General features: G+C 36.2%; 13 protein-coding genes. 4 read left to right on the forward strand and 9 right to left on the reverse strand.

Annotation, left to right across the window (positions count from 1 at the left end):
• Positions 1-104: 104 nt before the first annotated feature.
• Both G6R40_RS01345 and G6R40_RS01350 read right to left on the reverse strand, forming a co-directional pair.
• Entirely contained in the window at positions 105-776 is a 672-nt protein-coding gene (locus G6R40_RS01345; protein WP_165130831.1) for a DUF2461 domain-containing protein, read from the reverse strand.
• Positions 777-867: 91 nt separating this feature from the next.
• The gene (locus tag G6R40_RS01350) at positions 868-2,175 is read right to left on the reverse strand and encodes a DEAD/DEAH box helicase (protein ID WP_165130833.1); all 1,308 of its coding nucleotides are present in this window, start codon (positions 2,173-2,175) and stop codon (positions 868-870) included.
• Positions 2,176-2,325: 150 nt separating this feature from the next.
• Between G6R40_RS01350 and G6R40_RS01355 the strand changes: the two genes are divergently transcribed.
• Both G6R40_RS01355 and G6R40_RS01360 read left to right on the forward strand, forming a co-directional pair.
• On the forward strand, positions 2,326-3,756 hold the full coding sequence (locus G6R40_RS01355; protein WP_165130835.1) for an amino acid permease: 1,431 nt from the start codon (positions 2,326-2,328) through the stop codon (positions 3,754-3,756).
• A gap of 48 nt (positions 3,757-3,804) precedes the next feature.
• On the forward strand, positions 3,805-4,302 hold the full coding sequence (locus G6R40_RS01360) for an ecotin family protein (RefSeq protein WP_165130837.1): 498 nt from the start codon (positions 3,805-3,807) through the stop codon (positions 4,300-4,302).
• 37 nt (positions 4,303-4,339) lie between these two features.
• Here G6R40_RS01360 and G6R40_RS01365 read toward each other — a convergent pair whose 3' ends face one another.
• Positions 4,340-4,759 carry a PaaI family thioesterase gene (locus G6R40_RS01365; RefSeq protein ID WP_165130839.1) on the reverse strand — a complete coding sequence of 140 codons (420 nt, stop codon included), beginning with the start codon at positions 4,757-4,759 and terminating at the stop codon, positions 4,340-4,342.
• A 146-nt stretch (positions 4,760-4,905) separates the two neighbouring features.
• Here G6R40_RS01365 and G6R40_RS01370 point away from each other — a divergent pair, with 146 nt between their 5' ends.
• Both G6R40_RS01370 and G6R40_RS01375 read left to right on the forward strand, forming a co-directional pair.
• Positions 4,906-7,014 (forward strand): type IA DNA topoisomerase, encoded by a 2,109-nt coding sequence (locus tag G6R40_RS01370; protein ID WP_165137461.1) that lies wholly within the window; start codon positions 4,906-4,908, stop codon positions 7,012-7,014.
• Positions 7,015-7,449, forward strand: coding sequence for a hypothetical protein (locus G6R40_RS01375; protein WP_165130841.1), 435 nt, complete (start codon positions 7,015-7,017; stop codon positions 7,447-7,449).
• 3 nt (positions 7,450-7,452) lie between these two features.
• On the opposite strand, the gene cobC is transcribed toward G6R40_RS01375, so the two are convergent.
• From cobC to G6R40_RS01405, 6 genes are all read right to left on the reverse strand, one after another.
• Entirely contained in the window at positions 7,453-8,007 is a 555-nt protein-coding gene (cobC, locus tag G6R40_RS01380) for an alpha-ribazole phosphatase (RefSeq protein ID WP_165130843.1), read from the reverse strand.
• Entirely contained in the window at positions 7,992-8,777 is a 786-nt protein-coding gene (locus tag G6R40_RS01385; RefSeq protein ID WP_165130845.1) for an adenosylcobinamide-GDP ribazoletransferase, read from the reverse strand. The genes cobC and G6R40_RS01385 overlap by 16 nt, the downstream gene beginning before the upstream one ends.
• 26 nt (positions 8,778-8,803) lie before the next feature.
• Positions 8,804-9,802 (reverse strand): nicotinate-nucleotide--dimethylbenzimidazole phosphoribosyltransferase, encoded by a 999-nt coding sequence (gene cobT, locus G6R40_RS01390; RefSeq protein WP_165130847.1) that lies wholly within the window; start codon positions 9,800-9,802, stop codon positions 8,804-8,806.
• Between the two features lie 72 nt (positions 9,803-9,874).
• Complete coding sequence (locus G6R40_RS01395; RefSeq protein WP_165130849.1) at positions 9,875-10,528, reverse strand: YggS family pyridoxal phosphate-dependent enzyme; 654 nt, start codon at positions 10,526-10,528, stop codon at positions 9,875-9,877.
• 53 nt (positions 10,529-10,581) lie between these two features.
• Positions 10,582-12,093 carry a carbon-nitrogen hydrolase family protein gene (locus tag G6R40_RS01400; protein ID WP_165130851.1) on the reverse strand — a complete coding sequence of 504 codons (1,512 nt, stop codon included), beginning with the start codon at positions 12,091-12,093 and terminating at the stop codon, positions 10,582-10,584.
• Between the two features lie 11 nt (positions 12,094-12,104).
• Positions 12,105-13,472, reverse strand: coding sequence for an MATE family efflux transporter (locus tag G6R40_RS01405; protein ID WP_165130853.1), 1,368 nt, complete (start codon positions 13,470-13,472; stop codon positions 12,105-12,107).
• Between the last annotated feature and the right edge of the window lie 56 nt (positions 13,473-13,528).

Raw genomic sequence — 13,528 nt, forward strand, 5'->3', positions numbered from 1 at the left:
ATATTTGGATTTTTAATCCTTTTTTAAATAAAATAAGAACAGCAACAAAATTTATTGTTGCTGTTTTTTATGTTTCAAGACCGAAATTTTGAGATAATTTTTATTTAGTCATTATTAATTGCATCAGCCAAAAATTGATTGAACGGATGTATGATTTTAAAAACATCTACAGCGTTTTTAACAACATGAGGATCCAAAATTTCTTTATCCGATAATTCATGAAAAACAGTGAATTGCTTGAATTTTAGATAATCTTCCATAGGATCTTCTTTGTCAAATCCTTGTGGAATCCTCACTAATTTTTCACCGCGCATTTCTAGTTTTTCCTTAAAATTTTTGTTATTAATAATGTTTAAAAAGCTTTGAGATTCAGTACTTATTTTTTGTCGAATAAGTTTCAGATTGGCAGTTTCGGTCATATAAACGCCACCCGCCAAAAAAGATTTGCCAGGTTCTAGATGAATGTAATAACCAGAATGGCTCAAGGTTTTGCTGCCTTTTTCTCGCAAAGAAGCGCCCATATTGGTTTTGTAAGGTATTTTATCTTTTGAAAATCGTGTGTCTTTATAAATTCTGAAAACACAAGATTTTGCTTCCAGTCGTTCGACACTTTCATCAAAATTCGCAATTCCGTGGATGATGTCGTCAACAACTTTTATGAAGTTCTGTTGCGCTTCGATATATAAAGCTTTGTTTTCGTTGAACCAATCGCGCTTGTTATTGCGTTGCAATTCTTTTAGAAAGTCTAAAGTAGATTCCAGAATATAATGTTCCATCTTAGATATTTTTATAAAATTAGACTTTTTTAAGCTTTTGATATTTAAAAATAAAAAAATCCTCAATAATTATTTGAGGATTTATATTGCTTTATAATGCGATTTCAATTTTTACTTTTTTACCTTTTAGCTTTCTATTAACAAGATTGGCAAGTAAGTTTTTGACTTTAGTTTCTTTAACCGCAACGTAAGCGCTGGTATCCTTGACTTCGATAAGACCGACATCATCTTTTTCCAAACCACCAGTTTTGATAAGGTATCCAACGATATCGACTTTGTTGATTTTGTCTTTTTTTCCTGCGCTGATGTACAAGGTTTTGAAAGCTGCGGTCTGTGGAAGTTTGTAATCTGTGCTTAGTTTGACTTCTTCAACATTTGGTTTTATAAAAGGATATTGTTCTTCTGTGGTCATGATGAGATAGGCAATTCCTGAGGCATTCATACGCGCTGTACGACCATTTCTGTGGATAAAAGCATCTTCTTTTGGAGGAAGCTGATAGTGGATAATCGCTTCAACTTCTGGAATGTCGAGGCCGCGCGCTGCCAAATCTGTCGTTATCAAAATACGGATACTTCCGTTTCGGAACTTTAGCAAAGCGCGCTCGCGTTCGTCTTGTTCCATCCCGCCATGAAAAGATTCGTGGGTGACTTTGTTTTGTTTTAAAAGTTCACTTATTCGGTTAACCGCATCGCGATGGTTGCAGAATATCAAGGTGTTTTTTGCGCCAATTTTTCCGATAAGCGCAATTAAAGTTTCCAGTTTTTCCTCTGGTTCACTCATTACTTTTTTCAAAGTGAGATTAGATTTAACTTGCTTTTCGCGTAAGAAGTCAATGTACTTAGCTTCTTCAAGTCCAGTAAAATCAGGGATTTCCTTAAGGTCGGTTGCGGATGTTAGCAAACGATGTTTCAGACCATTCATTTTTCCTATGATAAAAGACATGTCTTCTGTAAATCCAAATTCCAGAGATTTATCAAACTCATCCAATACCAAAGTTTCTATAGTTTTTGGATTAAAATTTTGATTCCGAATATGAAATGCAATTCGTCCAGGCGTCCCAACCAAAACTGCTGGCGGCTCGATAAAATTGTTCTCTTCAATCTTGACAGCGTGTCCGCCATAACAAGAATTGACTTTAAAACCGGTTCCCATACTTTTGAAAACCTGTTCAATTTGCAGAGCCAATTCTCTGGAAGGCGCCATGATAAGTGCTTGTACGCCTTTTTTGTCTTTTTTTAGATTTCGTAAAATCGGGAACAAAAAGGCTAAGGTTTTTCCAGAACCTGTGGGAGAAAGTAAGACTAAATCTTGATGTTTGTCGCTGGTTTTGTAAGCTGCATGTTGCATGGTATTGAGCGACTCAATCTGTAGTTTAGCTAAAATAGTATCGATTTGCATTTTGCAAAGTTAATCTAAAGCAAGAGTCAATAAAAATTAATTTTATTTTTAAGTTCTGTCATATTAAACAGAAATGGACATAGGCGTAAAAAAATAAATTTAGTTTTCAATTAAATTACTATTTTAGGGACTTTATTTAAAACAAAAAATTTGGAGACACAACAACAAACTACAGAATCTAAAACCGAATTAAAACGCGGGCTTAAAAATCGTCATATTCAATTGATTGCTTTGGGAGGCGCGATTGGTACAGGATTATTTCTTGGTATTGGCCCGGCCGCGGTTTTAGCAGGTCCATCTGTAATTTTGGGATATGCCGTTGCAGGACTTATCGCATTTTTTATTATGCGACAATTAGGAGAAATGGTTGTTCAGGAACCTGTATCTGGGAGTTTTAGTCATTTCGCGTACAAGTATTGGGGAAGTTTTGCCGGTTTTGCTTCTGGCTGGAATTATTGGTTGTTGTACATTCTCGTAAGTATGGCAGAGTTGACCGCTATTGGAGTATATGTACAGTTTTGGTGGCCCGAGATTCCGTTGTGGGTATCAAGTTTGTTTTTCTTTTTTGTTATTAATGCCCTTAACTTAGCTTCTGTAAAAGTGTATGGTGAAGCAGAATTTTGGTTCTCTATTGTTAAAGTTGTTGCGATTATAGCGATGATTATTTTTGGAAGTTATTTGTTGTTAAGTGGAACAGGAGGCGAGGATGCCAAAGTCTCAAACCTTTGGAACAACGGTGGATTTTTCCCAAAAGGTTGGATAGATTCTGACGGGCAAGGTGGATTTGTGGGACTTTTGGCGGCTATGGCATTGATTATGTTTTCGTTTGGCGGTTTGGAGCTTGTCGGCATTACTGCTGCAGAAGCCGAAAATCCTGAGAAAAATATTCCTAAAGCGACCAATCAAGTTATCTATAGAATTTTGATTTTCTATGTTGGTGCGTTAATTATTTTGTTTTCGTTGTCACCTTGGGAAAAAATTACGGCCGGAAGTAGTCCTTTCGTTATGGTTTTTGAACGACTAAATGGTTTCCAATTAGATGTGTTTGGGACGACCATTTATTTTACAAAACTCATTGCTAATGTTCTTAATATTATTGTTTTAACAGCGGCGCTATCTGTTTATAATAGTAGTGTTTACAGTAATAGTCGCATGTTATTCGGGCTTGCAGAACAAGGAAATGCCCCGAAGTTTTTAACCAGATTAAACAAAAGTCATGTTCCTGTGATGGCGATTTTGGTATCGGCCGCTTTTGCTGCAATCTGTATCGTTATTAATAAATTAATTCCAGAAGAAGCATTAGAGATATTGATGTCTTTGGTCGTTTCTTGTTTGGTGATTAACTGGATTATGATTAGCTACACACATCTTAAATTCAAGCAAGCGCAGAAAGGTGAAAAAACAAAGTTTCCAAGTTTTGCATATCCTTTGACCAATTATATTTGTTTGGTTTTCTTATTCGGGGTTCTGGTAATTATGTGGTTTACAGGACTTAAAATTTCAGTGGAATTAATTCCGATTTGGCTCATATTTTTATACTTATGTTATTTGGGAGTGAAGCGTTATAAAAGAGGAAATTAAACAATTGTTTGGTATAGAACTTGCCACTAAAACCGAAATTTAAAGTTTATGAAAAAATTAATGGCGGTGAGCCTTTTTACTGGTGCAATTTTAATAAGCGGAACTTTTTCTGCACAAAATACAATGAAAGTAGATATTACACCTTTTCCAAAAGCTGAAAAAGGGATGAAGCAAGTGGTGATAGAAGTGCCACATTCTGAAAATGATATCAATAAAAAACTTGAAATTTTTGTTGGTAAAACCATGCAGACAGATGGTTGTAACAAAATTTGGTTATCTGGAGAATTCTCAACTTCGGAGCTGAAAGGTTGGGGGTATAATTATTTAACCTTCAAAACAGATGGTGCAACGCCTTCAACGATGATGGCTTGTCCTAATGCAAAACCAAAAAATGAATTTGTTAAATCTAAAGGTTACTTTACAGATTATAACGGAAGAATGCCGATTGTACTTTATATTCCAGATGGTTACGAAGCCAAATTCAGAATTTACAAAGCAGAACGCGAGCTTTACAAAGCACAAGAAATCATGACAAAATCTAAATAAATTAATAAAAGAGTTTCAACATTTGTTGAAGCTCTTTTTATTTTAAACGCATCATGGTTACAAGAGAAGTGGCAACATGCGACTCTTTTCCGTTGTCACTGATGCAATAGATTTCCGTACGGATAACACTGATACTTTTTCCGCCTTTCACCACATAGGATTTACTTAGTAAAGCTTCACCAATTGCAGGTCTCAGATAATTAACTTTTAGTTCTACGGTCACAACATAGCAATCGTCTTCGTAATGACTAACAGCAGCATAACCAGACGACACATCAACCAATGAAGCCATCATTGCACCGTTGAACATGCCCGCTTTGCGCGTCATCATCTCTTGTTTCGGGATTTTTATCGATATAAAATCCTTGTCAAGCTTTTCTAAGTTTGCTTTGTAAAATTTGAGCGTTTCCGAATTGTTAAAACTTTTTTCTATAAGTTGTCGTTTCTCAGCTGTCATTTTACAAATTTAGTTTTTAAATTTAATTCTAGACAATTGATTTTTCCAACAAAGATCTTTAATAAAAAATTTAAAACTAAAGCAAATTGTCTTTTAACTAAAAATTGTCGAAGTTTGTAAAACTTTCAAAAAATGAAGTGGTTCCTATGAAATTGTGTATTGCCGAAAAACCAAGTGTTGCCCGAGATATTGCCAAAGTATTGGGCGCAGATATGCCCAAACAAGGCTATTACGAAGGTAATGGTTATTGTGTGACATGGACATTTGGTCACCTTTGCACCCTCAAAGAACCGCAAGATTACAGCCCACATTACAAATCTTGGGATTTAATTTTTCTTCCCATTATTCCACAGAATTTTGGAATTAAACTAATCCAAAATCCAGGCGTAGAAAAACAATTCCGAACCATAGAAAAATTAGTTGAAGAATGCGACGAAGTCATCAACTGCGGGGATGCTGGACAAGAAGGAGAGTTGATACAACGTTGGGTTTTGCAAAAAGCAAAATGTAACAAACCGATGAAGCGCCTTTGGATTTCGTCTTTGACAGAAGATGCTATTAAAGATGGTTTCTCGAATTTGAAATCTGCAGACGATTACAAAAATCTATATTTAGCAGGAAATGCACGCGCCATTGGCGATTGGCTTTTAGGCATAAATGCTACCCGACTTTTCACAAAAAAATATGGCGGAAACAAAGCAGTTTTGTCCATAGGTCGCGTCCAGACGCCAACTTTAGCGATGTTGGTACAGCGTCAAAAAGAGATTGATGCTTTCCAAACAGAAGAATATTGGGAGCTGAAAACGAAATATAGAGAAGTCGTTTTTAATGCCGCTATCGATCGTTTAAAAACTTTGGACAAAGCCGAAAAAGGTTTAGAATATCTCAAACAACATTTGTTTGAAATCATAGCTTTTGAGATTAAAGAAGGACGAGAAAAAAATCCACGTTTATTTGATTTGACGGCGCTTCAGGTTGAGGCTAACAAAAAATATGGCTTTTCTGCTGAGAATACGCTGAAATATATCCAGAGTCTTTACGAGAAAAAACACACGACTTACCCCAGAGTTGATACGACTTATCTTTCGGAAAATTTGTACCCAAAAATTGCTGGGATTTTAGCATCGATGAAGTTTTATGCTGAATGGACTGCGCCTTTATTATCGCAAGCAATTCCGAAATCAAAAGCGGTTTTTGATGATTCTAAAGTGACGGATCACCACGCGATTATTCCGACAGAAATTCCACCGAGTTCCAATCTTAGCAAGGAAGAAAAGCTGATTTATGATTTGATAGCAAAACGTTTTATTGCTGTATTCTATCCAGAATGTAAAATCTCGAACACTTTGGTAGAAGCGCAAGTAGGAACAATCCCTTTCAAAGCTTCGGGAAAACAAATTTTGGAACTTGGCTGGCGCGAAGTTTATGCAAAAGACAAAAAAGACGATTCTGAAAAAAAAGATAAAGACGAAGAACAAGCAATTCCGAGTTTTGAAATAGGAGAGAAAGGTGAGCACGAACCTTTGATCCATCAAGGGAAAACAAGTCCACCCAAAGCTTATACAGAGGCAACTTTGCTACGTGCTATGGAAACTGCGGGTAAGCAAGTCGAAGATGAAGAGCTTCGCGAAATGCTCAAAAATAATGGTATCGGACGACCTTCTACAAGAGCCAATATCATCGAAACTTTGTTTAAAAGAAAATATATTGATCGTAAAAAGAAAAATATTTTTGCAACTTCAGTCGGTATAGAACTCATTGATACCATTGAAGACGAACTCCTCAAAAGCCCTGAATTAACAGGAGAATGGGAGTTTAAACTTCGTAAAATCGAACGTGGCGAATATGAAGCCAATCATTTTAAAGATGAACTGATCCAGATGGTGACCAATCTTACCAGAAAAGTTATTCACGAAAAACCGAAAGTAATTGTTCATCAGGATGCTATTGAAGTTAAAGAGAAGAAAGAACGCGCACCAAGAAAACCGACAGTCATTATTTGGGAAGAAGAAAATTGTCCAAAATGTAAGGCGAATAAGTTGATGAAGGGCAAAACTGCAATTGGCTGTTCGGATTATAAAGCTTGTGGTTTCAAAGTTCCGTTTGACGTTTTTGGAAAAAAATTAAATGAAAAGCAGATTTTTGATTTAGTGAAAAAAGGAAAAACATCGAAACTAAAAGGTTTCACTTCTCACCCAAATACGATACAAGAAGGTAGTTTGAGTTTTAATGATAATTTTGAAATAATTCTATAGATGATGAAAATTCCAAAAGAAAAGTACGGGCTCTTGGCGAGCATTATTTGTTTTGTACTGAGTTTAATATTGCCAGTTTATCTAAGATTTCCGTTAAACACGACGACTTCTGGCTATGGTCTAGAAGGTTTTGGATACGAGTTTTTAACATTGGGCTGGATAATGCTTTTGGAGTATGTTCCAGATTTTATTGTGTGGTTTTCCAACATCACTTTGGTTTTGTCTTGGCTATTTTATAAGAAGAAAATTTCTAATTATTTCGCCTATTTTTCAGCCGGAATGATGTCGCTTTACTTTTTAGATTATCTATTAAATTTAGAAATTTTCGAAATTGTATATCATCAATATTGGCCTTGTGGCTTGTTGTTTTGGGTCGCTTCTGGCGTGTTGATGGCGATATTTAGTTTTAAAAAGACAAAAGCTTTAAATAAATAAAATTTAAATAAACCATTGGTCCATTTGCGAGTCATCTTTAAGATCAAACTTATAGACTTTTCCAAAACCAACCTGAATTTTAAAAATATTTTCCAAAGGAATTTGTAACATATTTGCAATCATACAACGGATGACGCCAGCATGCGCGACAACCACAATATCTTGATCGTCTAACAATCTTAATGTGTTAAAAAAATGGCCAGTACGTTCAAACAATTCCAGAAGGTTTTCGCCATGAGTAGGGCGTTCGGTTACGAAATTTTCACTCCATATTTTTAGTTCGTTTTCTGGAATCTCTTGCCACAGTTGACCTTCCCAATCTCCAAAATTAAGTTCGAGTAAAGCTTTATCGGTTTTATATTTAGGATCAAGAAATTTAGCAAAAGCTGTACAACGTTGGCTAGGACTACTGTAAACAAGATCAATTTTTTTGGGAAGCAGTCGTTTTAGTTTCGCAAATTCCTTTTCAAAATTTTTCTTCAGAGGCACGTCCAATTGCCCATAACAAGTCCCTTTCGGAATATCCACTTCGGTGTGACGTACTATATATATTGACATACTGCAATTATCGTTAATAAAATAAAAATCTCTGCAAACTGTTCTACAGCGCCGAGGCAATCTCCTGTGAAGCCATCTATCCATTTATTAAAATAATATTTTGAATAGATTATTAATAGCATTAAAACAGGGATTGTCGCTAAAAAATGCAGGGAGAAAGTTACTAAAAATATCAAGCTAAAACAACCAAAAATGTAAGCGCCAAAAACCTCTTTCCAAGTGAAAGATTTTGCCAATGGTTTGCTCTTACTCGTTGCATCTTCGCGAGAATAAGGTATCAAAAAACTTAGCGTAATGCCCGCAGTTCTTGCCAAAGCATGATAACAAATAAAACCAGCAAAAATGAAAAGCCAATCGCCTTTTGCAAAATTGATAAAAGTGGTCAATGTATAAACTTTTAGACCAAACAGAAAAATCAAAGCCACAGTTCCGTAAGTTCCTAGTCGGCTGTCTTTCATAATGTCAAGGATTTTTGTTTTGGTCCAACCGCCACCAAAACCATCGAAGACATCTGCAAAACCATCTTCGTGAAAAGCGCCTGTTACCAGAACACCTGCCACCAAAGACCATATCACTGCAATCTCTGTAGGGAACAGAAAGCTTGATAATGCAAAAGCCAGAAATGAAATCGCGCCCACTAAAATTCCTACCAAAGAAAAATAGCGTGTGCATTGGTTAAGAAGTTTTTCGTCATAGTTTTTGAAACTCGGAATCGGGATTCTGGTAAAAAACATTAATGCCGTTAAAAAAATATGGAATTCTCTTTTCATTTTTAAATTACAATCAAAGCTGTGTATTATTTGTTGCTAACGCCTGCACTTTCGAAACTTGCCATGTCGTTTAAAAAATTAACCGAAGCCAAAATCAAAGGATAGGCGAGCGCGCAGCCTGTGCCTTCCCCTAATCTTAAATCTAAATCCAGCAAAGCTTTTTCTCCGAAATATTCTAATAATAAACGATGCCCAGCTTCTTGACTACGATGACAGAATATGGCATTATTTAATATGTCAGGATTCATTTTGTAAGCTACCAAAAATGCGGCGCTTGCGATAAAACCGTCAATCATTAGTAGCATTTTGTTTTCAAAAGCCGATAACATTGCACCAGTCATTTGGGCAACTTCGTAACCTCCGAAAGTTTGTAAAACCTGTTGTGGATCTTTAATTTCAGCATGGAAATTTTTTGCATTTTGGAGAATTTCAATTTTTTTAAGAACAGCTTGTTCATCAAGACCAGTGCCGCGTCCTACGCAATTTTCTAAAGGGATATCTGTCAGAGCATTGATAATCATAGATGCCGACGAGGTATTGCCGATGCCCATTTCTCCGAAACCAATAATGTTACAATCGGATTTTGCAATCTCGTCTATCATTTGTTGAGAATAGTCGAAACAAGCTTTTAGCTCGTCTTCTGACATGGCTTTGTGCTTTAAAAAGTTTTTGGTTCCTTTCGCGATTTTGCGATGAAGCAAATTGTCATGGGCTTCAAAATTGCCATTAACACCAGCATCAACAATTTTTAGATTAATATTATTTTGTTTACAAAAAACATTGATTGCTGCGCCATCGTTTAGAAAATTAAAAACCATTTGATAGGTTACTTCTGGAGGATATGCGCTGACAGCTTCCTGCGCAATGCCGTGGTCACCAGCAAACACGATAAGATGTGGATTTTTAAGCTCTGGAGTTAAAGTGTTTTGAGAAGCGCCAATTTTGAAGGCTAGCTGTTCTAATTGTCCTAAAGCGCCTAGTGGTTTTGTTTTTAAATCTATTTTTTGTTGAAGTTGTTCGAGCATTTTTTGAAGGTAATTTTGCTAGTCTTAAGTTATTTGTGTTGGATGTTTTTTATTTTTAAGATTAAAAAAGAATTAATAAATTCTTTGTCCAAAAATGGCTGAGCCGACACGTACAGAATTGGCACCATTCTCAATGGCTAAAGGGAAATCGTCGCTCATTCCCATGGATAAAATCTCTAGCTTTTTTTGAATAGATAGTTGGTCAAAAAGTCTTTTTAGAAAAGAAAACTCGCGGGCAACTTGTGCTTTGTCATCTACGAAACTTGCCATACCCATTAATCCAACTATTTCTACATTTGGGAATTCGTCTTGCAAATATTTTAAAAATAATTCTTTAGCTTCTGAAACTTCGAGACCTGTTTTGGTGTCTTCTTCAGCGATTTTAACTTGTAGAAGAACTTTTATAATTCGGTTGTTTTTGGCTGCTTGTTTATCTATTTCGGATAAGAGTTTTTCGCTATCAACACTTTGTATTAAAGCTACAAAAGGTGCGATATATTTAACCTTATTCGTTTGCAAATGTCCGATAAGGTGCCACTGGATATCATCGGGAAGATTGGGTTGTTTTTCCGTCATCTCCTGTACTTTGTTTTCACCAAAAATTCGTTGTCCAAGATTATAAATTTCTTGGATTTTTTCAATGGGATGATTTTTGGAAACCGCTACTAATGTAACATGTTTTGGAAGTTGGTTTTTGATATGTTGATAGTTTTCTGCTAAGCTCATTTTTAAATTATTAAAGTTTAGTTCTTTGTATTATAATAAGATTAAAACCCAAATTACGAATTATCTTTTTTAATCGTTTCATAAAGATCTTTTCGACGGTCTTTGATAACTTGTACAGATCCGTTGAAATGGAGTTCTTTCAACAGGTTAAGATCCACATCGACGATGAGTGTCATTTCTGTATTGGGTGTGGCTTCACCTTTTATCGCGTTGGAAGGAAAAGCGAAATCCGACGGTGTGAAAACCGCAGCTTGCCCGAACTGAATGTCCATGTTGCTAACCCCTGGAAGGTTGCCTACACAACCTGTTATGGCTACGTAACATTCGTTTTCTATAGCTCTTGCTGCTGCGCAATTTCGCACGCGTGTATAGGCATTTTGCGTATCTGTAAGATAAGGGACAAACAAAAGCTTCATCCCTTCATCTGCGAGAATTCTCGGTAACTCTGGGAATTCGACATCATAGCAAATAACGATGCCGACTTTTCCACAGTCTGTATCAAAAACTTTGATGTCGCTACCACCCTGCATGCCATAGTATCTTCTTTCATTGGGCGTGATATGTATTTTGCGGTATTCGTCTATTTTGCCATCGCGGTGGAGTAGATAACTGGCGTTATACATTTTGCCATCTTCCATAATTGGCATACTTCCTGCGATGATGTTTACGTTATAACTTACGGCATATTCCGAAATTTTATTTCTGATTTCTTCTGTTAATTCCGCTAGTTTTTCCATGGCTTCGCGCTCGTGCATTTCATTGAATTGCGCCAGCAATGGTGTGTTAAAAAGTTCTGGGAATACACAAAAATCGGACTCGTAACTTCCTAAGACATCGACGAAAAACTCGACTTGTTGATAAAAAGCATCAATATCTTTGAAATGTCGCATTTGCCATTGTACTAATCCCAATCGAATAACGCTGTCTTTCATCGTATTTTTTTTGGAGGTATAGTAGATGTTGTTCCATTGCAAAAGCACTGCGTATTCTTCGGACTCGACATCGCCTTTTAGATAACCTTTTAAAACTTTGATGGGCGAAAAATTATTCGACAACTGAAAGCTAAGTACAGGGTCGTAGATTTCTTTTTGTCTTACTTTTTTGATGTATTCTCGCGGCGTTAACTCATCGCTGTATAGATGGTAGTTTGGGATACGACCACCGATGACAATGGACTTAAGATTTTTGATTTCGCAAAGTTCTTTTCGCGCATCATAAAGACGCCGTCCCAAGCGCAAAGTTCGGTATTCAGGATCTACAAAAACTTCGATGCCGTAAAGTGTATTTCCGATATTGCTATGGGTGTTAAAACTTTCGTGCCCCGTAATTTCTTCATAAGTATGTTGGTCGCCAAAAATCTCATAGATTACAACAATGGAAAGCGCAGCAGCTACCAATTTGCCATCAACGGTGATACACAATTGTCCTTCTGGAAAAATAGAAGTTAGCTTCTGAATATTCCGTTTTGCCCAAACATTATCTTCGATATCGGGATAAGCTTTTTTCATTGCCGTTGCCAGCTCATCATAATCATCAATAGATAATTTTCTAATGTCTACTTGCATATTGTGTTTTTTTAATTGTTTGATTTTGAATGAATTAATCTAGATGATAATTTTAAAAAACGTGTTACCAACAGGACTGCCGAAATTGTTAATCCAATTCCTAATGCGATCCACATTCCCAATGCCCCCATTTTCTGAATGTAGCAAAGATAATATCCTAACGGAATGGTAAAAATCCAATAAGCGACAAAGGTAATAATGCTTGGGATTTTAACATCCTGAATGCCACGCAAAGCGCCTAAAGCCGCCACTTGTATGCCATCTGATAATTGGAATAAAGCCGCAATAATTAATAATTGTGAAGCCAAACTTATAACTTCTACCTCACTTTTCTTGGTGAAGAAATGTGGTAAAATGTCTCGGAATGAGATAAATATTAAACCACAAAAAATCATAAATATAAAGGCCATTTTCAGATTATTAATACCGACTTTTCGTAAACCAACAAAATCATGATTTCCTAGCCTGTTCCCAATCATAACCGTAGAAGCAACACTGAATCCTATACACAGATTAAATGTGAAAGATGCCATCGACAATGCAATCTGGTGCGACGCAATGTCTTTGGAACTTATCAAACCACAAATAAAAGCTGCGCCTGCAAAAGCGGTTACTTCAAAAAACATTTGCAATGCTGTTGGAAGTCCAAGTTTTATCATTTTGTTGAACATCGATTTGCTAAATTCTGATATTTTTAAACTGAATTCTTGGATGTAGCGTTTTGTTTTCGGTTCTTTAATCAGCACAAAATACAAGAAAACAACCATGAAAATTCTAGCAATTAAAGTTGCCGTTGCCGAACCCTGGACGCCCATTGCTGGTAATCCGAACATGCCTTTAATTAAAACATAATTCAGAATAATATTGATGATATTGGCGAGTATTGTCGCTTTTGTTACGCCTATCGTATAACTAAGACCTTCCGAAACTTCGCGTAAAGTTTGAAACATCATAAACGGAATCATACTTATCGCCATAATGTGCAAAAAATCAATGGTGTCAGGAAGGATTTCCTTCGGTTGATCCATGTGATAAAGTAGAGGAAGTGCAAAAATTAATGCGAGCATGAGAACAATGCCGACTGTCATATTAATTACAAAACCATGCCGAAAAACATTATTAATCATCGAATGATTTTCCTGAGTTTTGGCTTCTGATACCAAGGGCGGAATGGCAAAAGAAAATCCTAATGCCAGAACAAAAATCGAAAAAAATACCGCATTTCCTAACGAAACAGATGCTAAAGCTTGGGCACCTAGTAGTTTTCCCACGATAATATTATCGAATAAGTTAACAGAAACCTGCCCAACTTGTGTTAACATAACAGGTAACGCCAAGGTCAAGGATTCTCGGGTATATCTCGGGTTTAGAAATTTCATATATTAATTTTTTAAACAAAAAACCGCAGATTTTAATGTTCTGCGGTTTCCAAAGA

It is taken from the genome of Chryseobacterium sp. POL2 (genome assembly GCF_011058315.1).
Classification (GTDB): domain Bacteria; phylum Bacteroidota; class Bacteroidia; order Flavobacteriales; family Weeksellaceae; genus Soonwooa.